Below are 22,746 nucleotides of genomic sequence, written 5' to 3' on the forward strand. Positions count from 1 at the left end.
CATTCCTTGGATCAATGTTGCTATCTGTAATAAAGAACAAGGGAGTGAAAGGTGAACTTTCAGCAACTGAAGATTATTCGTGAATCAGCACGGTGCAACTACAACCTGACCGAGGTAGCGAATACGCTGTTTACCTCTCAATCCGGCGTGAGTCGCCATATCCGCGAGCTGGAAGAAGAGCTGGGGATTGAAATTTTTATCCGTCGCGGTAAGCGCCTGTTAGGGATGACTGAACCGGGGAAAGAGCTACTGGTGGTGGCGGAGCGCATTCTGAATGACGCTAGCAACATTCGTCGGTTGGCGAATGTCTTCACCAATAACGACACCGGGCAACTGGTGATCGCGACCACGCATACGCAGGCGCGTTACAGCCTGCCGCCGGTGATTAAAGCCTTCCGCTCTTTGTATCCACAGGTGCGTCTGGTGCTGAATCAGGGCACGCCGGATGAAATCGTGGCGATGCTCCATTCCGGCGAAGCTGATATCGGCATTGCCAGCGAACAATTGATTAACGATCCCTCACTGGCGGCGTTCTCCTACTACCGCTGGCACCACTCGGTGATTGTGCCAGAGCACCATCCGCTGACACAGGAGCCGGTTATTACGCTGGAAATGCTCAATGCAGAACCACTGATTACCTATCGTCAGGGGATTACGGGGCGTTCGCGCTTGGATCGTGCATTTCAGGCGGTGGGAATGTCGCCGGATATTACGCTGAGTGCGCAGGATTCGGATGTGATTAAAACCTATGTTGAGCTGGGACTTGGCGTCGGGATTCTGGCCGATATGTCATACGACGCCGTGCGTGACAAAGGCTTGGTACGGTTAAATGCCGAGCATTTGTTTGAGGCCAACACGGTCTGGCTGGGGCTAAAAAAAGGTCAGTTACAGCGTAACTATGCCTGGAAATTTATTCAGCTGTGTAATACAGAGCTGTCGCTGGATGACATTAAGGACAAGGTCTTCTCGGATAACGATGAAGCGGTGATTGACTACCAAATCTGAGTCGCGACACCGTTTCCTAACCTGATGCCTAGCCAGCATTTTTTCTGGCTGGGCGGACGTTTTTCTTTCTGCATCGTCGCTATTTCTTGCCACGCGACACCCGCCTTTTTCTGTTCTCGATTCAGCATAAATATGGTTTATCGTGACGATAATCTGCTTGATATGATCGTGGTGGAATAGTAGCATTCCTATCATAACAATAACTTATATGTTTGTTTTTGTTAAGTGATACAAATAGTTGTGCATTTTTATTGAATAATTATGTTAACGATTTTTGTGTCGCAGTAGAAAAATAACGATAGCAACCAATCAGATATTCTTACTAGTCAATCACCTCCACGTTGATTTTTTCGGTTCGTATTGCGCCGGAGTCGCGCTAGCGCCATGTTTGTGATGGCGGGGAGTTTAAAACGGAAAATGACGATGAAAACACAAAAAATCAGCCTTGCCTGGCAAATCCTTATTGCGTTGGTTCTTGGTATTGCACTCGGTGCCGTGCTGCATGAACAGCAGGAAAGTCGCCAGTGGCTCATCAGCAATATTCTCAGCCCTGCGGGCGATATCTTTATCCGCCTGATTAAAATGATTGTTGTCCCCATTGTTATCGCAACCCTGATCGTCGGGATTGCAGGCGTAGGGGATGCCAAAAAACTTGGGCGCATCGGCTTCAAAACTATCCTCTATTTTGAAATCATCACGACAGTGGCGATTATTCTGGGCATCACGCTGGCTAACATCTTCCAACCGGGTCATGGCATTGATATGTCGACGCTGACTGCCGTTGATATCTCGCAGTATCAAAAGACAACGGAACAGGTGCAGAGTGGTTCACATAGTCTGGTTGGCACGATACTGTCGCTGATTCCGCCGAATATCTTCGCGGCGATGGCGCGCGGTGACATGTTGCCGATCATCTTCTTCTCGGTGCTATTTGGTTTGGGCTTGTCTTCGTTGCCTAAAGAACATCGTGATCCACTGCTGAACGTCTTTCGTGGTGTATCGGAAACGATGTTTAAAGTGACGCATATGATCATGCGTTACGCGCCGGTTGGGGTGTTTGCGCTGATTTCCGTCACCGTGGCCAACTTCGGTTTCGCTTCGCTGTGGCCACTGGCTAAGCTGGTGATGCTGGTTTATGCGGCGATATTCTTCTTCGGGCTGGTGGTGCTCGGCGCGGTGGCACGGTTGTGTAAGCTGCGTATCACCGTGTTGATTCGTATTTTGAAAGATGAGCTGATCCTCGCCTATTCCACCGCCAGCTCTGAAACCGTGCTGCCACGTATCATCGAAAAAATGGAAGCCTATGGCGCGCCAAAATCGATAACCAGCTTCGTAGTGCCGACGGGCTACTCCTTTAACCTCGATGGTTCGACGCTGTACCAGAGTATTGCAGCTATTTTCATCGCACAGCTGTACGGTATCGACCTGTCGATTGGGCAGGAAATCGTGCTGGTATTGACGCTGATGCTAACTTCCAAAGGTATTGCTGGTGTACCGGGTGTGTCGTTTGTCGTACTGCTCGCCACGCTGGGTAGCGTTGGCATTCCGCTGGAAGGTCTGGCATTTATTGCGGGTGTTGACCGCATTCTCGATATGGCGAGAACTGCGCTGAACGTGGTAGGAAATGCGCTGGCGGTGCTGGTGATTGCCAAGTGGGAACACCAGTTCGACGAAAAGAAAGCGCAGGCCTATGAGCGTGAACTTAAAGGGATAAGTACGCAGCCGGCTCAGCAGGGATAATTCAGGAAAGAAAAAGAGAAACGGGCGCATCGATGATTCGAGGCGCCCGTTTCCATGTTGAATGCATGCTGATGCTCACTATGCCGCATGGCTGTTGATTGTATTCTCTTCCAGCGTTTGTGTGCGCCATAGTGCCTGCTGAATACGTTCAGCATCCGTTGCGAAAGGCAGACGTGCGGCAATTTTTGGCGCGATCTTTACGTTTTGCGCGAGGCTTTCAACTAACTGCGGGCGTTCGTTCAAACCGAGGGCGCTTAGCGTTATCGGGCTACCATAGCGGCGCAGTTGCGCAAACAGTTCTTCGCGGTCAGCGGCGTTATCGTGTTCCAGAAAAGCCTGTGCAGCCAGCCCAAAACCTACTTTTTCCCCATGTAGCCAGTCATGTAATTCCGGCAGACGCGTCATGCTGTTGTGAATAGCATGCGCGACGCCAATACGCGGCACCTCATCTTTCATGCTGTTCGCGATGCCAGCCAGCGCGATAACGGCGTCGATCACGCGGCGTAGTGCTGGTGTGACCACACCTTGCTCATTATCTGCAATGGCCTGCTCGCCATACGCGTTAAACGTCTCCACGGCCAGTCGTGCCGCCTGCGCTTTGAGCGCCAACGCCAGCCCATCATCACCGCGACGTAAATAAGACTGAAATTCGTACCACGTTGCCAGCGCATCCACGATACCAGCTTTGAGGTAACGTGAGGGGCTATGGGCGATAATTTCGCTATCTACCAGCACCCATATTGGCAACCGAGTCAGTGGGAAGGAGCCATTGTGTGCGCCACTGTCGCTGTAAATCACGCTGATCGGCGACCAGGCGGCGCAGGTAGCGGCAATGGTGGGTACGGTGATGACGGGGATCTGTCCCAGTATGTCGCCAACGGCTTTCGCGGCATCCAGCACGCGCCCGCCGCCAATACCTAAAATCAGTTCCGCGCCGAGTGCACGCGCCTGTGTGGTTAGCACTTCTATCGCGGGTTTGGTGCAATCACCCGACAAAAATTCAACCTGATACCGGAGGCCATGCTCATTGAGACTGTGCTCGACGGCATCCGACGTTGTTTTCCATGCCTGCGGGCTGGTAATAACCAACACTGTGCTCGCATAGGGAGCGGCGTATTCGCCGACAGAACGAATGACGCCATCACGATTCAGATAGGTTTGTGGCGCTTGTATTGCAATCATGTTCGCGATCTCTCATCTCTGTAGGAAAAGACCAATCAGTTGTAACAGTGATATCGAACGCTGCAAAAGAATAATTCTGGCTATGAATGGGTAGATTCTGCATAACCAGAAGAGTATTTAGCGCTGCATTCCCCGGCGTTTCACCGCGATCTTTTTGATGGCCGGAGGGAGGAGAGTAAGCGATGAAAAGCCGCCCATTGCTGGACGGCTTTTAGGGGTAGAGAACGGAATTACAGGAAGCCGTACATTGCGGCGAACACCCAGCCAAAGACGCAAGAGGTGCTCACACCGATCAAACCAGGAAGAATGAAGCTGTGGTTGATAACGAAACGGCCGATTTTGGTGGTGCCAGAACGGTCAAACTGGATAGCAGCCAGATCGCTTGGATAGGTCGGCAGAATATAGTAACCGTAGCAGGCAGGTGCTGACGCCACGATATACGCCGGGTCAACCCCGATAGCCAGCGCAACAGGGACAATCGCAGCCAGTGCCGCTGCCTGTGAGTTAACGAATTTGGACACGATCAGCAGGATAATAGCGTAAGCCCAAGGATAGACCTTCACCAACGAGCCAAGCGTGGATTTGATCTGTTCCAGATGTGCACCGAACATGGTTTCTGCCATCCAGGCGATACCATATACCGCGACGATGGCAATCATCCCTGAGCGGAACACTTCGTTTTTCGAGATCGATGACGGATTGGTTTTAGTGGCGATAATGATGATTGCGCCGGAGAGCAGCATAAACATCTGAATGACCAGCACCATCGACAGCGGCTTACCTGCGAAAACCGGACGCAGCTCTTCAACCGCCCCTAGAATTGCTACTGCACCGATAGTTGCCAGAAAAATCCACATGGCAACCCAGTTGCTGCGCGGCAGTTTTCTGTCCAGCAGCGTGGCGGTATCGCCATACACATACTGTTTGTTTTCCGGGTCGGCGATGAATTTCTGGAAATCGGCATCTTTGTCGAGATCTTTCCCGCGGAACCAGCTGAAAATCCCTATCGCCAGAATACCCAACAGGGTAGAAGGGATGGTGATTGACAGCAGGTCGAGGAATCCCAGATGCTTACCCTGGAAGGTGAAATTAGCCAGCATGGCAACCAGTGAAACGACGGCAACGGAAACCGGGCTGGCAATAATCCCCATCTGTGCGCCGATTGAACTGGCAGCCATTGGCCTTTCAGGACGAATATTATTCTTGATGGCGACATCATAAATAATTGGCAGAATGGTATACACCACGTGGCCCGTACCACACAGGATCGTCAGAATACAGGTGACAAACGGCGCGATAATCGAAACGTATTTCGGGTTACGTCTCAGCATACGCTCCGCGAGTTGCAGCATCACATCCAGCCCGCCCGATGCCTGAAGCGTTGCCGATGCGGCCACCACGGCAATGATAACCAGCATGACGTCAACGGGCGGTTTACCCGGTTGCAGTTTAAAAATAAAGACCAGAATAACGAGTCCGACCCCGCCTAATAAACCCAGCGCGATCCCGCCTTTTCTTGCCCCGTAAAAAAGGCAGATAAGGACAATGACTAATTGAATGATGAAATCCATAGTAGCCCCATTGCAGTATTTTATAAGATGAACTGATTAGTTAGAATTAAAATAAGTGAGTTTTTACTGTGGGTACTATATGGACGTGTTGTTATTTGTTTTCTTGATCTAAATCTATTAATTTTTATCTTTGTCCTATTTCCTGAAAATAAAAGATCTCGCTCGCAATAATCATGTCTTTCTGGTTTCTTTAGTTTTTTAAGTGTAATTTTAATTTATTAATGATTCTGATGAGCGTTCGTTGGCGCGGTTGTTAATGATTGGTGGGGTGTTTTTAATAGTAATTAAATTCATGTTCTTATTTTGTTGTGGTTTGTGTCGTTTTATTTTTTATTTTCGTTAACGAACACCACAAAAAAATCATACTTTAATGTCAATCAATCTACCTCTAATGGGGTATTTTATCATATTTCATTGTTTTTAAATGATTAGTTTTAAAAATGGCATAATGAATCCCTTTTTGGTAATGAAGTCAACGCCAGACCATAGCGGGATTATCGAAAAATAAAAATAGCGGCTACGTCACCGCTATTCACCTCAAGAATATAGCTAACGTATTTTCTGCTATGTTTGCATTAGATGCGAAGGAGAACGTTCTTTATAGTGTGATTAGTTATTAATATAAAAATTCTATAAGTTTTATCGAATATATGGATGCAAACTATTTTCATTTCAAAGAAGAATATGGCCGAATATCGGCACGTCAGCGACCCTGTCTTCTTTCTAGCGGCACCCTTTATGCCGCTAGGTATGCACGAAATAGGTCGCTAACTGGCGTAATGTCTGCTCATCCAGCGTGCCTGCGTAGTAACGCAGCTGTAGCCAGGCCGTCAGCCAGGTATAGCGTGCTTCGGTCAGGTTGCGCCGGGCGCCGTAAAGCTGCTGTTCAGCATTCAGCACATCAAGATTCACGCGCTCCCCACCCTGAACGCTCTTTTGGGTCGCGGTAACCAACGCCAGCGCTGATTTTTCCGCTAGTTCATAGGCGCGGATTTTCGCCTGACTGCTGGTGACCAAATTAAACTGGCGACGCAGTTCCGTCTGGATGGTCGCCGTCTGTTCGTCCTTTTCCCGCGCGGTTTGCTGATAGCGCTCCTTTGCCTGACGCGTTGCGGCAGAGACGCCGCCGCCCGCAAAAATCGGTACGCTAACGCGGATGCCAATCGAACGCGTATCGTATTTCTGGTTATAACTGTTTTCAGTATCTGATTGCGTGTTACGGGTGCTGGCGACCAGCGTGACCTGCGGCAGGTGGCCTGCCCGATTGCGTTCAATGCTGTATTTCGCCACGGCGAGCGATTGATTCAGCGCCAGTAGCTGAGCGTTGTGACGTAACGCCAGCGATTGCCAGTGCTGATAGCCCGAAGGTTGAAGTGGCAGCGCGGTGAAGCGCGGGGTTAATACCGCAAGCTGCTCTACGCCAACGGGCATCCCCAGCAGTGTTTCCAATTCCCGCAGGCTGATATCCAGGTTGTCTTGCGCTTCGATGAGCTGTGCTTCCGTCAGGTTGACCCGTGCCTCAGTTTCCAGCATATCGGTGCGGGTGCCTTCTCCCTGCTGGAAGAGGCGTTGATTCAGTTGATATTGTTCGCGATAGGCACGCTGCTGTGCCTGAACCAGCGCAATCTGTTCGCGGCTAAACAGCACGTTGGTGTAGGCCTGAAACAGGCGTACCAACAGCTGCTGGCTGGCATCGCGCAGCTGTTCGTCTGCCAGCACGGCGCTGGCTTCACCTTGCTGATAGCGCGACCACGCGGCGTAGTCGATCAACGGCTGTTGCACGGAAAAGCTGGAAGCGCGGCTAGTGTAATCCCGCTCTGACTGTTGGTTTCCCGCCGTAACGGTAGAATCGTTACGGGACTGGCTGTAGTCATAGGTGATTTTTGGTAGCAGTCCGGCACGCCCGATATGCTTCTCTTCGCTGTCGGCGTTGCGCGCATGTACGGCAGCCAGGAAAGCGGGATCGTGCGTTAACGCATGCTGCCAGGCTTCCATGAGCCCCAGAGCCTGACTCGGCGCGCTGTAGCTCAGTATGAGAAAGAGAGGGGCGAAATAGCAGGAGCGGATCGCCGCGCGATAAACAGATGAGAGGCGCAGCATGGTTATTCCTCGGTCAGTGCCAGATGCAGGCGGTCGGCAAGCGGTTTGAACAGATAGTTGAGCAGGGAACGCTCACCGGTACGAATAAAAGCCTCCACTGGCATACCAGGGCGAACATCCAGCCCGGCAAGCTGCTGTTTACCCTGTTCATCGACATGTATACGCAGGGCGTAATAGGGTTTTCCCGTCTGTTGCTCGACTAACTGGTCGGCACCGATGAGTGCGACCACGCCGGAAATACGCGGCGTGGTGCTTTGATTAAAAGCGGAAAATAGCAGCTCGACCGGCAGCCCGTTGCTGACTCTGTCCACCAGCTCGATAGGCAGCTGTGCGTCAATCAAGAGCGGTTGTCCAGCGGGAACGATTTCCATCAACATCTGTCCGCTATTCACTACGCCACCTTCGGTGTGCAGCACCAGCCCGACCACCGTGCCGCTGGCGGGCGCGCGAATGTGCGTGTGCTGAAGTTCATACTCCGCTGTTTTCAGCCTCTGGGTGAGATCTTGAATGGAACGTTGAGTATCGGCGAGTTGGGTGCGTACCTCTTTCTGGTATTCGTTCTGGCGTTGCTGGATCTTTTGCTCCAGTTCGACGACCTGCTGCTGGAGCTGTACCTGATTATTCCGTTCCTGCGCGATCGCACCAGCCAGTTGGGCGGCTTGCCGCTCGACGTCCAGCAGGCGATTACGGGCGATATAGCCTTCCTGTGCCAGCGGACGCAGCCCGCGCAGCTGTTCGCTGACGATCTGAAATTGCGTTTGGCTGCTGGCAAGCAGCGCCTGTGAACCTTGCGACTGCGCTTTTGCCCCGATGATAGCGGCCTGTATCGCTGTGTGTTCCTGTTGAAGGGCTGCACGACGGCTGATGAACAGCTGCTGCTGGGCAATCTGAATTTGTTGCGTGACGGTGTTGTGTTGCTCAGTGGGAGCAGGGAAGGCGATCGTGTTCAGATCGTCGCGTTCCGCCCGCAAGCGCGCTTCGCCCGCGAACGCTTCCTGAAGCTGGGTGACGAGATTGTCGCGCTGTGCCTGAGCGGGCGTTTGGTCCAGCGTGGCAAGGATTTGCCCAGCCTGCACACGATCGCCATCCCGTACGGTGAGTGAGGCGATGCGTCCACTACTGACGGGCTGCACCACTTTACGGTTATCCGCAACGACAACCCGACCGGATACCGCGACGCCTTTATCCAACGGTGCCATGCCTGCCCAGAGTAGCAAGCCACCAAAGCCGACAAGTACCAGCCAGAGGCCATGCTTCAAATAGCGTCCGGCATCAGTATGTAACGGCATCGCTGCAACGTTATCCTCCACTTGAGGAAGTGGGGCTGTCGATTGTGATGTGACTTCGCGTAACGCGGACATGGTTATCCTCTTCTTTCCATGATGCTTTTCTGACGGCAGGCGTTCGTTATCAATGCGCTAAGCCTCATTTATCCGGAGCGGCACGGCGTGGCGTCGGCGCGCTGTATACCATGCTCAGCCCGGCAGAACCGGGTTCTTTTGGGGTAAAGGCATTTGCGGCGTTGCCTGTCTTAGCTGGCGTGGATTGGGCGCTGGCGGATTTGGTAACAGATGTATTAGCGGGCTTAGCGCGCTGTAGTTCTTTCAGTACCTGCTCGGTTGTGCCGAAATACTGGATCTGCCCAGCGCGCAGGACTAATAGCTTATTGGCGCAGGACAGTAGCGCGGGTTTATGGGTGATTAATATCTGCGTGCTTTGGTTTTCCTGTTGGGCGGCAATGGCGGCCAATAAGGCTTTCTCGCCATCGTCATCCAGGCTGGCATTCGGTTCATCCATCACAATCAGGCGTGGCTGGTTGTAAATGGCTCTGGCGAGAGCGACACGCTGCTTTTGGCCGCCGGATAGTCTGGCACCGCCTTCCCCCAACAGCGTATCGTAGCCCTGCGGCAACCGTAGAATCATCTCGTGAACGCCTGCCGTGATGGCGGCGGCAACGATCTTTTCTGCATCCGGCTGAGTGAAGCGCGCAATGTTTTCGGCAATCGTTCCGTTAAAAAGCTGCACATCCTGCGGCAGATAGCCGATGAACCGACCTAGTTCGCCTTTGTCCCATTGGTGCATGTCTGCGCCATCTAGCCTGACTTTGCCGCTGAGGGCGGGCATGGCCGCAACCAGCAGGCGGGCGAGGGTGGATTTACCTGAACCGGAGGGGCCTAAGACGCCGAGCACATCGCCGGGGGCCAGTTCAAACGTAATATTGGCGAGTAGGGGCGTTCGGGAGTTGGGGGCGTTGGCGCTGAGTTGTTCGACCTGGAGTCTCCCTGCTGGTGCAGGAAGCGCCATGCCAACAGGTCGTGCCGGGTGATTATCGAGCAAGATGTTGACACGTTGCCAGGCGAGACGTGCCTGCATCCACTGTTTCCAGACGCCAATGATTTGATCGATTGGGCTGAGAACGCGGCTTACCAGAATGGAACCTGCGATCATCATACCCGGCGTGATATCGCCGTTGACGGCCAGCAGTGCGCCCAGACCCAGCATCAGCGACTGAAGTGCCAGCCGGGTGCTTTTCGTCAGCGAGGTAATGTTGGCGCTTTTTTCGCTGGCAACGTTCTGATAATAGAGAAAAGCGTTATGCTGCGTCAGCCAACGTTCACGCATGGCGGGCAGCATTCCCATGGCTTCAATCGCATCGGCGTTGCGCAGGTTAGCGTTAGCCTGCTGTGTCGCCTGAACGGTGTTTTGTGCCGCTAAGGCCAAAGGTTCGCGCGTCAGTTTTTGATTCAGCCAGGCCAGCACAATCAGCACTATTGCCCCCGCCAGCGCCATCGCGCCCAGCCAGGGATGAAGTAAGAAGATCACCAGAAGGTAAACGGGAAACCACGGTGCATCAAAGAAGGCGAACAGCGCATTCCCGGTGGCGAACTGGCGCAGGGCGGTCAGATCGTTTAAGGCTTGCCCGGCTCCCGCCGTGCCGTTCCTGAGATTACTTTCGAATGCGGCGTTATAGATACGCTGATTCAGCCGCATATCCATCTGTGTACCGAGTCGGATCACCACGGCGCTGCGTATCCATTCCAGTAATCCCATCAATAAAAACAGGCCCAGCATCATGATCGTCAGCATCGCCAGCGTCATGGTGCTGCTGGAAGGCAGGACGCGGTCATAGACTTGGAGCATATAAATTGCTGGTGCCAGCATCAGCAGGTTGATGACGGCGCTAAACAGGCCAATACCCCAGAACCCCCGACGATAGGCGGCCAGCGCGTCAATGATCTCCCGGCCTGATGGCGCCGGATGGAGTGCGGGCATGGGGTATTCCTTCTTCAATAAAATCGCCATGGTTCTCACTGTGGTGTGCCTACAGCGTGGCAGAGGGGAAAGCGGTTAGCCGTATCGCTATTGACGCGGTTTGCCAACGGTTATTACACTCAATAAGCCGCCGCGGTGCCGTACCCGCCATAATTCACGCTGCGTCCCTGCAACGCGCATTATTTAGGGTACATACTCTCTCCGTACCGCGACGGTGTTCACTCAAACGGCTAAAAGCGTCATCTTTTAGCCGTTTTCTTATGCCGCCAGCAGATCAGCCGTTTCGGCGACGCCAACGACGTCAACCACGGTATCGGCAGAAAGCGCGGCATCGGAGGTCGCCGTGGCGAAGCTCAGGCTATCCAGGCTCGCGTTAATATCGATACCCGCATTTGTCAGTGCAGTCAGCAGCGGCTGAACCTGTCCGCTCATCAGGCCATAAATCACGTCATGTACCACGCCGCGATCGTCAACATTCTGGTTGGCAATATCCGTGGAGAGACCCAGCCCGCTGAAGGTGACTTCTGGCTCAGCAAGAGAATAGGTGGTGCCTGCGGTAGTGCCACCTTGCAGAACGTTCCCGAAGGACAGCGTGTCTAACTGACCCCACAGCGTATGAGCAGGAGGAGAGAAGAGGCTGTAGGTCAGATCGCCGCCGGCAATAAGTGCAGAAAAGTCATTCTGCGTACTCGTGATCGCATATTGAGTACCGTCTATAAAGGTGTCGCCGCCGTAAAAGCCCCCGGTATTATTGCCACCGACTTGTGTATTACCCGCGGTATGATTAACGTCGCCAAAGGCTGCAGACCATTCAGTCAGGTAGCTGGCAATGCTGTAATTGGCATAGTAGGCATCGTAGGTAATTGCAAAACTCATAATAGATTCCTCATTAACTAACGATCTACAGGCACGGTCATCCGTGTCTGTCGTGAAAGAGGATGAGCCATCCCATCCCCTTTGTTTTCCTGCCTCCCGCATTGGGAAACAGAGAAATTAGAATCGATACTCCACGCCAGCCTGCACCGTTCTTCCCCGGCTTGGCGTGTAGCCCAGTGATTCGCCATAGCTCACGATGTAAGTACGGTTAGCGATATTCTCGACGGAACCGCGTACCGTCAGGCTGTCGGTCAGACGATAGCTGGCGTACAGATCGTAAACTTCATATTTGGGCCAGTCGGCTAAATAGGCGGAGTTGGCCGGTGCGGCAGCGTCCTGATAGCCGGGAGCAAAGCGCATCGTGACGCCCATATCCAGCTTGCGATCGAAGACGCGCGTCCCCAGCGTGACCGAACCGCGGTCGCCCGGCAGATAGGCGGCGTTGCTGAGTAACAGCGTTTTTTGGCAAGTGAAATCACTGGCCGTGGTATCGACAGGTGTGGAGTAGTAGTTTCTTCTGGAGCCACCAACGGTCGTGACGCCGCCCATCCAGGCCACTGGCGCACAGAAATCGTTATTGCCGATCATATGGGTGTAGGTCGCATCGACGTACAGAAAGCCCGCGTCGTAATTAAGTTGATATTCCATCCCGCGGAAACGGCTTTTCACTAGATTGTTCTGGAACACGGAATTGCTGAGCGAATAGCCGTTATAGCCCGGCTTATTACGCGCACCGTTCAGGCTGATGTAGTCGTTTATCCGGGTGTCGAAGTAGGACACTTTGGTGACCAGCCTGTCGCCATCCATAAACAATTCGGGTTTCTGTATATTGAACCCGACCTCCCAGGCGCGGGAACGCTCCGGTTTGAGATTAGGATTTGGATACAGGTAATAGTTACCTGCGCTGTAGGTGCCGTTGGCAAAGGTTTCACTGACTGACGGCGGCCGCCAGGACAGGCCATAGCTGGTGAACAGCTGTAGCCATTCAACGCCGGGTCGGACACCAGCAAATAGCGTAGGGGATAGCTTGCCTTGCTCGTCATCGACATTCCAATCCTGCGTGGTGGTCACAAACGGCGGGCAGAGTGCGATCGACCTTTGCCTACAGGGGTCCGTGATGGTATAGGGAATGTCCCGATAGCTGATGCTGGTGGTGCCGCGTAACCGATAACGATCGTAACGCAGGCCACCTTGCAGCGTTACCCACTCGTCGTAGGCGTAATTCAGATTCGCGAACAGGCTGGCCATCGCGCGGTTCCCTTCCGGGGTGGCGTTACTGGCCGTACTGTTGGTGCTGTCCGTCGTGATTTTGTCATAATAAAAATCTAACCCGTAATCGGCTTTTAGCTCGTGTGCGCCCCGTTGTAACAGCGTCGAGGTGTTTTGCGCCTGCGCGCCGTAGGTACGCAATCGCGTGCGTTCGTGATAGGCGCTGGTATTGGAGAGGGCATAGTTATCGGTGTCGTTATTGGTATCGGCGTAGTAAATTTTGGTCTTCAAATCCAGCCAGCGCTGGTTGTCTGGCTTCAGGCTGTAATCGAGCGCGGTACTGCGCGCCATAATATTGCTGTGCCCGCTGGCTCGCCATCCCAGATCGGTATTGGAGAGATTGGATAGCGTCCCTGCGTTTTCAGAAGAGGTTTGCGTTTGCATATAGCTGAGCTGGAAGCGCTGATTAGCTGGCAGATTCCAGCCGATTTTCGCCAGCCGCGAGCGCATGGTATAAGCTGCGCTGGTCACTTTTTGATGCTTTAAGTTATTGGCCCACTCTTCGTAATTATTTGAATTGCCGGGGATACGGATATTACCGAGGTTGCCGTCGTTACCCGGCCAGTAGTCGCCGAGATGACGTTCGCTGGCACCCACCAGAATATCGCCGCTTTCATTGCCCAGTGCGAGGATGCCGCTGCCAATGAAATGTGTCCCGTTGTCGCCCGTGCTGGCGTGCAGTTTTCCGCCGAGTTCTTTACCCGGTGCTAGAAAATCGTGGGCGCTGGCGGTATTAAAGGTGGCGACGCCGCCCAAGGTTCCTGCGCTGCCCATCACATTTGTCGCGCCTTTTTCAATGGTTGCGCCGGTGAGCAATTCCGAGTCGATATACATCTGCCCGTTACGCTGGCCGTAACCGGTTTTTTGAAAATTTTGCCGTACGCCGTCAATGTTCATATTCACGCGACCAAAGTCCTGTATCCCGCGAATGTTTACCGACAATGAAGGGTCTTGCTGGCTGACGCTGGAGTAAACACCAGCAGATTGTTCCAACATATCGGCAGCGTGGCGTGCAGGACGCTGATCCATCTGTTCACGTGAAATCACGCTGATGGCGCGGGGTTGCTCGTAGATCCAGTCGCCCGGATTGGCAACCGTAAAAGCGCGTACCGTCATCACATCGTCTATTTTTGCCGTATCGACATTGACTGAACGAGGTCGCAGGGTAATCACGCCGTTGTTGTCGATCTGAAAATCAACCGGGTTGGTGCCAATCAACTGGCGTAGCCCTTGCTCGGGCGTGAAGCGGCCTTGAAGCGCGGCGGCCTGCATATTTTCGAGTTTGACGTCAGCAAAGAACACCTGTAGCCCGGCCTGCTCGGCGAAGCGGAGCAATGCGCTACTCAAGGGTTGTGGATTAATGGAAAAGGTAACGCTTTGACGAGCGGCTTCCTGAATGTTGGCGGCCTGTGTTTCTGCTTGTGCATAGTGGTACGAACTAAGCAGTGAGAGTGCAATGCCGACGGCAAGAGAAAGAGGACTAAGTTGTAACAAACGGACATTTTGCTGTGGTGTTTTTTTAAACATTTTCGCCTGGTCTACCGTCAGTTAAATGACTAATAAGCATTAACAAACAAAGGGATGATTAATCTCTTTGCTCTTAATGAAAATGATAATAAAAATCATTACCTAAATATGAAGACGGTTGAGAAAGCAGAACCCGTAAAAAAATATTTAAAATTTTTTCACCGGTGAGTTGCGGCATTGTAAACGCCGTGGTTCTTAATGAACGCTCACCGCTCCCGAACGGCGTTGCAGGAGCGGCAGAGAAAGGAAACCGGGGGAGGAGAATCAGTACAGAATGGTGACACCGGGCAGAGCAACGGTTTTGGCGCCCAGTTCAGCGGTCATGGTTTGCAGCGCGTTATCCAGTTCGTTCAGAGAAAAAATGCCGCTAACCTGACGTTGGCGCAACGCTGAACTCGGGATGACGATCGTACCAGAACGGTACTGGTTGATACGTGCGATCACGATAGCGAGCGGCTGTTGATCAAATATCAGCAAGCCACGCCGCCAATCGCCACGTTCGCGACTATTCCACCCGGGCAGACGCGTCAGGCCTTGTTCGGTATAACGTGCTGCTTGCTCCTCATCAAGCCGTAGTGTTTGTCCATTTGCCGTGACCTGAACGCTGTGCTCCACCACGCCGACCGTCGTGATCTGCGATGTATTCTGCACAATGAATTGCGTACCGAGTGCCTGTGTTGTTCCTGACGCCGCATCGACCAGGAAAGGACGTTTTTCCTGTGCATTCGTCGGGGCAACGGTGAACCAGGCCGAGCCTTGCAGCAATGTGACGCGCCGTTCTTGCGGCGTGTAAGCAAGAGCAATAGCGCTACCCGCATCCATATCGACCTGGCTGCCGTCCGGTAGCGTAACCTGTTTGACCTGATGATCGGCATGATAATCCGAGCGCAGCGTTATAATACCGTCGGAAATCCACGTTGTGCCGAGACTGAAACCCAGCAGTAATAAGGCCGCGATTTTCCACTGTGTCGCACGGTGGGGGCGTCTGGTGGGCAACTTGACTAACGGCTGTGGTTGCAGCACCTTTTTTTGCTCGGCGCTGAGCGACCCTAACTCGTGCCAGAGCATCCCTGCCTGTTCCAAAGCATGGCGATGGCGTGAGTCCTGCGCCAGCCAATGCTGAAATGCCAGTTCCTGTTCATCGTCCAGCGGCGCTTCGGCTAAACGTATAGCCCATCGTGCTGCCTGCTGATGGATTTCAGGGGGATAATCGTTCATGTTGATAGGCCTGGAGTGTGTAGGGTCTCTAAATACGTAGACGTCTGACGGCAATAAACCCGTAAATAATTTGTGATTATTTCATTATTGGCGGCGATTTTCACGAGGAGCGGATCGTCAGCATGGCATGCAGTGTCATCGCAAGATGCTTTTCAACGGTGCTGAGGGATATGTCCAACTGCTGGGCAATCTGCGCCTGTGTCATGTGTTCAAACCGGTGTAAATGAAATATCTGCTGTGTACGCTCAGGCAGAGTCAACAGTACGTTTGCCAGACGTTCCAGCTCCTGTTGGGCGATCGCTGTCCGATCGAGTTGGGGAGCGGCATCAGGCAGAGAGTCCAGCGTCGTATCCACGTCGTCAACACCCGTTGTCATCTGCCAACGCTGCTGGTGGCGGACATGGTCAAGCAGCAAATTATTGGCTGTTTTATAGAGATATGCTTTCTTGTCGTCTACATCATCTTGCTGTTCCAGTCGTTGTGCCAACCGTAAAAAACTCTCTTGCACCAGATCTGCCGCTGCCTGAGGGTCGCGCAGTTTATGATTGAGATAGCGTTCTAACCGTTCTGCATAGTGGTTGAACAGCATTCTGAGTTCAGACTCTGACATGCCAACGTCCCGTCAGGTGACCTTCCCGCCGACTCTGCGGCAACAGAACTCCTTTCCCTTGTCACGGTGCTATCTATCGTGATTGTCCGCTGGCGGGGTAAGGCCCTGAATAATAAATATGATGTAATTGATAATTATTATCACATATGACGAACGGGAAAGCAGAGTTAAATCTTCTTCAGATTGGCGGATTTTAGCTGTCGACTACACTTACCTTTGTTGACGTATCATTTGATTAAGAGGAATGACAATGACGACAAAGGACGATCCCAAAGACGTGACGGTCAGCGAAGGGCTGGCAAAGGTGCATGAGGCGTCAGGTCAACTGACGAAAGAAGAGATTGAGGCGCTGGCGGAGGAAGCACGACAGGCCGCGACGCAGACGAAGCAAGAGTCGGGTAACACGCCTTAGTCTGATGCCGCCTGTTGCAGAACGGATTGACGCCCAAACATAACGTGGCAGGTTTTTTGCACAGACATTTTGCAGATAGTGATGAAAAACACGATCGTTTTCTCTCTGTAAGGAAAATGTATGCATGACAAATTACTGATAGAAGGCAAGCTGGTTGCAGGAAAAGGCGAGGCATTGGCGGTATTCAACCCCGCAACGGGAGAGCAAATTGCTACCATTGCGCAGGCCGATCTGCACCAGGTTGATGCAGCCGTTCTGGCTGCGGAGTCCGCCTTTGCACACTGGGGACAGACCACGCCGAAAACACGCGCCACGCTGTTGCTACGGATTGCCGATGCCATTGAGGAAAACGCTGAGACGTTCGCCGAGCTGGAGTCATTGAACTGCGGTAAACCTTACCATGCCGCGCTAAATGATGAAGTCCCCGCGGTGGCTGATGTCTTTCGTTTTTTTGCCGGGGCGGCACGTTGCTTGAGCGGTTCAGCCGCGGGAGAATATCTGGAAGGACACACCTCGATGATACGGCGCGATCCGGTTGGTGTGGTAGCGTCCATTGCCCCATGGAATTACCCGCTGATGATGGCATCGTGGAAGCTGGCACCCGCGCTGGCGGCAGGAAACTGTGTGGTGCTGAAACCGGCGGAGCAAACCCCGCTGACGACATTCTATCTGGCGCACCTGCTGGCGGAGATACTTCCTGCTGGCGTGGTGAATATCCTGTTTGGTCGTGGTGCAGATATCGGTGATGCGCTGACAGGGCATGAGAAAGTCAATATGGTGTCGCTAACCGGTTCGATTGCGACCGGAGCGCATATTCTTGCCCATACTGCTGCTAGCGTAAAGCGCACGCATATGGAGTTGGGCGGCAAAGCGCCAGTGATTGTGTTCGATGATGCCGATATCGATCAGGTGGTTGATGGCATTCGCAGTTTCGGTTTCTACAACGCGGGGCAAGACTGTACTGCTGCCTGTCGACTGTATGTACAGCGTGCGATTTACGATGAGGTCGTGGAAGCATTAGGAAAAGCGGTGGCAACGCTGAAAATAGGCGATCCGCACGATGAAACGACCGAGCTGGGGCCGTTGATTACTGAGCCGCAGCTTGAACGTGTGATTGGTTTTGTCGAACGAGCAAAAGCGCTGCCGCACATCACGGTGGTGACGGGTGGCGAACGGGTGAAAGGGCAGGGATTCTATTTCCAGCCTACGGTGTTGGCAGGCGCAAAGCAGGAAGATGAAATCGTCCAGAAAGAGGTGTTTGGTCCCGTCATTTCTATTACGCCGTTTGACGATGAGGCGCAGGTGATTGGCTGGGCGAATGCCTCGCATTACGGGCTGGCTTCGTCGGTCTGGACGCGCGATATCGGGCGAGCACACCGTCTTGCCGCATGTCTTCAGTACGGCTGCACCTGGGTGAATACTCACTTTATGTTGGTGAGCGAAATGCCGCACGGCGGACAGAAGTTGTCTGGCTACGGCAAAGATATGTCGATGTACGGACTGGAAGATTACACCATCGTGCGTCATATCATGATTCGGCACTGAGGTTATTCACGCCGTCGGGGCTGCTTTTCCTGAAAGAACAATCAGGGGAATGAGGTAGCGAGTTTGTCCAACACAGGCGCGCCCCAAAAGAGGGCGTGCAGGGCAAAAACGGGGCAGCGCAAGATATTTTAATTGCCTTCACACTGGCATTCCCCCTGTCATGTGGTTATTAATTTTAAATATCCGTATTTAGTTCAAATCATCTGCTGAATTTTTGGTTTAGATCGCGTTTTTGTATTTTATTCTGATTTAAGACGGGCGACTGGCGTGTTATGTGCATTAATTAAATTGGCATCGCGTGATGTCCGTTTTCAAGGAGCGCATTTTGTCCAGATCAAACGCCCACCTTAACCCGCTAGAGTGTACTCAGCAGGCACTGCATTGGATTCATAGTGATACGCTATCCCACGATGACATAGCGGCACTGAATCGAGAAGTTTTGAGTTGTTTTCGTGAATACGTCAATCCAGGTTTTCTGGAGTACCGAAAATCTGTCACTACCGGCGGCGATTATGGCGCAGTCGAATGGCGCGCCAGCGGCCCGAATACGTTGATTGATACCCAAGGGAATGAATATCTGGACTGTCTGGGCGGTTACGGCATTTTTAACGTGGGGCACCGTAATCCTAATGTGATTGCCGCCGTTGAGAGTCAGCTTGCCAGACAACCGCTGCATAGCCAGGAACTACTCGACCCGCTGCGAGGGCTGTTGGCAAAAACGCTGGCGGCGCTGACGCCGGGCAATTTGAAATACAGCTTCTTCTGTAATAGTGGAACGGAATCGGTGGAAGCAGCCCTGAAGTTAGCGAAGGCCTACCAATCACCGCGTGGTAAATATACGTTTATCGCCGCAACCGGTGCCTTCCACGGGAAATCGCTCGGTGCGCTTTCCGCCACCGCCAAACCCGCGTTTCGTCGACCTTTCATGCCGCTGTTACCCGGCTTCCATCATGTTGCTTTTGGCGATATTAGCGCCATGCGCAAGCAGGTCCAGCAATGCCAGAAGACCGGCGATGACGTTGCCGCCATCATCCTTGAGCCCATTCAGGGGGAAGGTGGCGTGATTGTGCCACCGGAGAATTACTTGCCTGCGGTCAGAGCATTATGCGATGAGGTTGGAGCGCTGCTGATTTTGGATGAAGTGCAAACCGGGATGGGGCGCACGGGTAAGATGTTCGCCTGTGAGCATTATGGCGTGCAGCCTGACATTCTGTGTCTGGCGAAGGCGCTGGGGGGCGGAGTAATGCCGATTGGTGCAACGGTGGCGACGGAAGCCGTATTCTCCGTACTGTTTGAAAATCCATTCCTGCATACCACCACGTTCGGCGGCAACCCGTTGGCCTGCGCGGCGGCGCTGGCAACTGTCAATGAACTGCTGACGAAAAATCTGGCAGAACAGGCGGCAATGCAGGGAGAATTTTTGTTACAGGGCTTACGGCAGTTGGCGACAGAGTATCCTCAACTGATTATCGAGGCGCGCGGAATGGGGTTGCTACAGGCTATCGAGTTCAGAAAAAACGAGATCGGCTACGCCTTCGCGAAAGAGTTGTTTCAGCGCAATATATTGGTCGCCGGTACGTTGAACAATGCTAAATCGGTTAGGATCGAGCCACCGCTTACCATCACGCACGAGCAATGTGCCTGTGTGCTGAAAGAGGCAAAAGAGGTACTTAAGAAACTTAGTGGCACAATGCCTGACGAAAATAAAATGAAGGAATATGCAGTAGAGTGAAAAACAAGACGGAAACACGCAGAACGCGATTATGGCCACACCGAAAACCAGTCAGCTTTCACTGACTGGTTTTTTTTATATTGCCAGGCACAAGTGGTCTACTTTCATGCTTAAAATCTAATTAGTTCATCTATGTTACGCTATATCGAACGGCTCACAACGTCGTGGTGTGGGCGTTATTATGATGCTTCGTAAACTATTAGCCTTCTAATGTATAAGTTCAATTTAATGAATGAAAACCGGAACTTCTTTTCTGATAGAAAAAATCGATCGAATACAGGGGATTGAACGGTTTAATGATCGTTATTTTCGATCGATATTCTATTTATGATAGTGTAAAGTTATAGAACGTAGACTACGGAACCTTTATGTTCTTTTTATCAGTTCATAACATTAATTAAGCGCAACGTATGCCAGTAGGGTAAGGGCGAAAATGAAAACGGAGCCGTTTTTATAAATGGTTTGTTTCCAACTAGTCGCGTGTACCTGTGATTTTTAGGATGGAATAAAAAGGGGCTTGAATTACTTTACCAAGTAAACAATTTCAGTAAGTAAATGTCGTCTACATAATTATTATTTTAAAACTATATATGGCTAAATGAGTTTCTTATGCCTCTATACTCGTCATACTTCAAGTTGCATGTGCGTTGACAGCGTTCAGTCACCTGAATCACTTACTTAAGTAAGCTCATCGGGACTCCTTCGCTTGCCGCCTGCCTGAAACTCGAATTATTTAGAGTGTACTCTGCTGTTTACATCAGAAAATAAGAAATTTAGAAGGGCCAGGGACCCTGTTGTGATAACGATTCACTTTACCGTTTGTCGTATTTTATTTAGACCAGTCATCGGTAATATGTTTATCAATCGCCATAGGGAAAATATTTTGCAAAAATGTAAAGTTCTGGTGCTGACATGGATTTATTTAAAAATATAAAAATTGGGAAGCGGCTTTCTCTGGGCTTTGGTTTGTTAATCATGCTGACGCTTGTTTTGTCATCTGTGGGCTATTATTTCATGAAAAACATTGGTGCCGAGGTTGATGAAATTACCGAGGGCCGAATGATAAAAGTCGACATGCTGCGTGATATTCAAGATATATTAAATACTAACATTCGTACTTTACGCGACATTATCCTCCTTCCAGCAGATCAACAACAGGAAAAGCAGGAACTCAAGGTTATCATAGTAAAAACGACCAACTCGGCAAGTGAAATATATAAAAATCTCGATAGCGGTATCAACTCGCAAAAAGGGCGGGAGTTATTTAATCAACTTATCGATATCAGAAAACAGTATAGCCTGAGTATTAATAAAGCCATTGATTATGCGATGGAAGATCAGGATACGTTGGCTACTGAATTAGTGTTTGGCGATATCGCTACTATCCAGTCGCTTTATTTTACCAAGCTCCGTGAGTTAACGGAGTTACAGGTGTCGTTCGTTGACCATGCCAAACAGGTGACGAAAGAATATATCAATAATGCGCTGTTGTGGATGGCAGTGCTATCGGTCTTCTCTGCTGTTTTAGGCTGCTTTATCGCCTGGTTATTAACCCGAAGTGTCACCGTTCCGCTCTCTGTTGCGCTTTCTTCTGCGAAGCGCATCAGTGTGGGGGACTTGAGTGGTTCTATTGTGGTCAATAACCGTGATGAGACAGGTTTGCTGCTAGAGGCTATGCAGGAAATGCAAGCGGCGCTGACGCAAATGGTTGTTGGCGTCAGAAACAATGCGGAGAGCGTTGCTACGGCCAGTATGCAGATTGCTCAGGGTAATGCCGATTTGTCATCACGGACTGAAGAGCAGGCGAGTGCGCTGGAAGAAACGTCTTCGACCATGACGCAATTAGGCATGACGGTAAAAAACAATGCCGACAATGCTCGTCAGGCTAATGCGCTGGCCCAAAATGCGAGTACCGTCGCGCTTCAGGGAGGGGAGGTTGTCAATGACGTCGTGGATACGATGAAGTCCATTAATGAGAGCTCGCGCAGTATTGTCGATATCATTAATGTCATCGATAGCATTGCGTTCCAGACGAATATTTTGGCGCTTAACGCCGCCGTTGAAGCGGCGCGAGCGGGCGAGCAGGGGCGAGGATTTGCCGTTGTTGCGGGTGAAGTGCGCAATCTGGCGCAGCGTAGCGCAGAAGCCGCTAAAGAAATTAAAAATCTGATTACTGCGAGCGTTGAGCGCGTCGAGCGTGGTTCTGTGCTGGTGAATAAAGCGGGGGAAACAATGCAGCAGGTTGTGGTGTCTATCCGCCAACTGAGCGATACCGTATCAGAGATTAGCTCCGCCAGTGCCGAACAGTCGACGGGAGTCGAACAGGTAGGCATTGCGGTGAGCCAAATGGATCAGACTACGCAGCAGAATGCCGCGTTGGTGGAAGAGTCTGCGGCAGCAGCACAAAGTCTTAAGGAACAAGCGGATCAGCTTGTCAGAGAGGTCTCGGTGTTCAAAATCGCGAGTTATGGACTATCCACACCGAAGCCAGCAACGCAGACGCTCCCGATTGCCAGGCTTCCAGCCTCTGCCAGTGCATCGGCTTCAGGGGCGTCAGATTGGACGAGTTTCTAATATATAAACGTTATGTTATGGCTGCCAGCATGTCAGGGATATAGAGAGAATAGCGAAGTATAATAAATAGATATTGTTATAAGAGATTTGTTTGCCAGTCAGCACACACTGA

General features: G+C 51.8%; 15 protein-coding genes. 6 read left to right on the forward strand and 9 right to left on the reverse strand.

The genetic code is table 11. From position 1 onward, the window contains the following. Window positions 1-51: 51 nt before the first annotated feature. The gene (cbl, locus tag E2566_RS07505; RefSeq protein WP_107170306.1) at window positions 52-1,005 is read left to right on the forward strand and encodes an HTH-type transcriptional regulator Cbl; all 954 of its coding nucleotides are present in this window, start codon (window positions 52-54) and stop codon (window positions 1,003-1,005) included. Window positions 1,006-1,428: 423 nt separating this feature from the next. Further along, window positions 1,429-2,745, forward strand: a complete 1,317-nt coding sequence (gene gltP / locus E2566_RS07510; RefSeq protein ID WP_107170305.1) for a glutamate/aspartate:proton symporter GltP — start codon at window positions 1,429-1,431, stop codon at window positions 2,743-2,745. A gap of 78 nt (window positions 2,746-2,823) precedes the next feature. On the opposite strand, the gene E2566_RS07515 is transcribed toward gltP, so the two are convergent. The 9 genes from E2566_RS07515 to E2566_RS07555 form a co-directional block, all read right to left on the reverse strand. After that, window positions 2,824-3,927 carry an iron-containing alcohol dehydrogenase family protein gene (locus tag E2566_RS07515; RefSeq protein WP_107170304.1) on the reverse strand — a complete coding sequence of 368 codons (1,104 nt, stop codon included), beginning with the start codon at window positions 3,925-3,927 and terminating at the stop codon, window positions 2,824-2,826. 230 nt (window positions 3,928-4,157) lie between these two features. Next, entirely contained in the window at window positions 4,158-5,498 is a 1,341-nt protein-coding gene (locus E2566_RS07520) for an anaerobic C4-dicarboxylate transporter (protein ID WP_107170303.1), read from the reverse strand. A gap of 744 nt (window positions 5,499-6,242) precedes the next feature. Next, window positions 6,243-7,598 carry a TolC family outer membrane protein gene (locus E2566_RS07525; protein WP_107170302.1) on the reverse strand — a complete coding sequence of 452 codons (1,356 nt, stop codon included), beginning with the start codon at window positions 7,596-7,598 and terminating at the stop codon, window positions 6,243-6,245. 2 nt (window positions 7,599-7,600) lie between these two features. Beyond that, window positions 7,601-8,959, reverse strand: a complete 1,359-nt coding sequence (locus tag E2566_RS07530) for an HlyD family type I secretion periplasmic adaptor subunit (protein ID WP_107170301.1) — start codon at window positions 8,957-8,959, stop codon at window positions 7,601-7,603. Between the two features lie 64 nt (window positions 8,960-9,023). Next, a complete protein-coding gene (locus tag E2566_RS07535) occupies window positions 9,024-10,871 on the reverse strand; it encodes a type I secretion system permease/ATPase (RefSeq protein WP_107170300.1) in 1,848 nt (615 codons plus the stop codon). A 258-nt stretch (window positions 10,872-11,129) separates the two neighbouring features. After that, window positions 11,130-11,747 carry a heme acquisition protein HasA gene (locus E2566_RS07540; RefSeq protein ID WP_107170299.1) on the reverse strand — a complete coding sequence of 206 codons (618 nt, stop codon included), beginning with the start codon at window positions 11,745-11,747 and terminating at the stop codon, window positions 11,130-11,132. Between the two features lie 117 nt (window positions 11,748-11,864). Further along, window positions 11,865-14,543 carry a TonB-dependent receptor gene (locus tag E2566_RS07545; RefSeq protein ID WP_107170298.1) on the reverse strand — a complete coding sequence of 893 codons (2,679 nt, stop codon included), beginning with the start codon at window positions 14,541-14,543 and terminating at the stop codon, window positions 11,865-11,867. A gap of 264 nt (window positions 14,544-14,807) precedes the next feature. Then, window positions 14,808-15,761, reverse strand: a complete 954-nt coding sequence (locus E2566_RS07550; RefSeq protein WP_107170297.1) for a FecR family protein — start codon at window positions 15,759-15,761, stop codon at window positions 14,808-14,810. A gap of 100 nt (window positions 15,762-15,861) precedes the next feature. After that, on the reverse strand, window positions 15,862-16,371 hold the full coding sequence (locus tag E2566_RS07555; RefSeq protein ID WP_107170296.1) for an RNA polymerase sigma factor: 510 nt from the start codon (window positions 16,369-16,371) through the stop codon (window positions 15,862-15,864). 250 nt (window positions 16,372-16,621) lie between these two features. Between E2566_RS07555 and E2566_RS07560 the strand changes: the two genes are divergently transcribed. From E2566_RS07560 to E2566_RS07575, 4 genes are all read left to right on the forward strand, one after another. Continuing rightward, window positions 16,622-16,783 carry a hypothetical protein gene (locus E2566_RS07560; protein WP_165800669.1) on the forward strand — a complete coding sequence of 54 codons (162 nt, stop codon included), beginning with the start codon at window positions 16,622-16,624 and terminating at the stop codon, window positions 16,781-16,783. A gap of 120 nt (window positions 16,784-16,903) precedes the next feature. Beyond that, window positions 16,904-18,328, forward strand: coding sequence for an aminobutyraldehyde dehydrogenase (gene patD / locus E2566_RS07565; protein WP_107170295.1), 1,425 nt, complete (start codon window positions 16,904-16,906; stop codon window positions 18,326-18,328). Window positions 18,329-18,653: 325 nt separating this feature from the next. Next, entirely contained in the window at window positions 18,654-20,060 is a 1,407-nt protein-coding gene (gene ygjG, locus E2566_RS07570) for a putrescine aminotransferase (RefSeq protein ID WP_205541859.1), read from the forward strand. A gap of 912 nt (window positions 20,061-20,972) precedes the next feature. Beyond that, complete coding sequence (locus E2566_RS07575) at window positions 20,973-22,634, forward strand: methyl-accepting chemotaxis protein (RefSeq protein ID WP_107170293.1); 1,662 nt, start codon at window positions 20,973-20,975, stop codon at window positions 22,632-22,634. The last annotated feature ends 112 nt before the right edge of the window (window positions 22,635-22,746 follow it).

This window comes from Pectobacterium punjabense (assembly GCF_012427845.1).
In the GTDB taxonomy this organism is placed as follows: Bacteria; Pseudomonadota; Gammaproteobacteria; order Enterobacterales; family Enterobacteriaceae; genus Pectobacterium; species Pectobacterium punjabense.

What these genes read in the sequence shown, in the direction of transcription:
- gltP (WP_107170305.1), top strand. Translation starts at nt 1,429, where the DNA reads ATGAAAACACAAAAAATCAGCCTTGCCTGGCAAATCCTTATTGCGTTG.
- E2566_RS07515 (WP_107170304.1), bottom strand. Translation starts at nt 3,927, where the DNA reads ATGATTGCAATACAAGCGCCACAAACCTATCTGAATCGTGATGGCGTC.
- E2566_RS07520 (WP_107170303.1), bottom strand. Translation starts at nt 5,498, where the DNA reads ATGGATTTCATCATTCAATTAGTCATTGTCCTTATCTGCCTTTTTTAC.
- E2566_RS07525 (WP_107170302.1), bottom strand. Translation starts at nt 7,598, where the DNA reads ATGCTGCGCCTCTCATCTGTTTATCGCGCGGCGATCCGCTCCTGCTAT.
- E2566_RS07530 (WP_107170301.1), bottom strand. Translation starts at nt 8,959, where the DNA reads ATGTCCGCGTTACGCGAAGTCACATCACAATCGACAGCCCCACTTCCT.
- E2566_RS07535 (WP_107170300.1), bottom strand. Translation starts at nt 10,871, where the DNA reads ATGCCCGCACTCCATCCGGCGCCATCAGGCCGGGAGATCATTGACGCG.
- E2566_RS07540 (WP_107170299.1), bottom strand. Translation starts at nt 11,747, where the DNA reads ATGAGTTTTGCAATTACCTACGATGCCTACTATGCCAATTACAGCATT.
- E2566_RS07545 (WP_107170298.1), bottom strand. Translation starts at nt 14,543, where the DNA reads ATGTTTAAAAAAACACCACAGCAAAATGTCCGTTTGTTACAACTTAGT.
- E2566_RS07550 (WP_107170297.1), bottom strand. Translation starts at nt 15,761, where the DNA reads ATGAACGATTATCCCCCTGAAATCCATCAGCAGGCAGCACGATGGGCT.
- E2566_RS07555 (WP_107170296.1), bottom strand. Translation starts at nt 16,371, where the DNA reads ATGTCAGAGTCTGAACTCAGAATGCTGTTCAACCACTATGCAGAACGG.
- E2566_RS07560 (WP_165800669.1), top strand. Translation starts at nt 16,622, where the DNA reads ATGACGACAAAGGACGATCCCAAAGACGTGACGGTCAGCGAAGGGCTG.
- patD (WP_107170295.1), top strand. Translation starts at nt 16,904, where the DNA reads ATGCATGACAAATTACTGATAGAAGGCAAGCTGGTTGCAGGAAAAGGC.
- E2566_RS07575 (WP_107170293.1), top strand. Translation starts at nt 20,973, where the DNA reads ATGGATTTATTTAAAAATATAAAAATTGGGAAGCGGCTTTCTCTGGGC.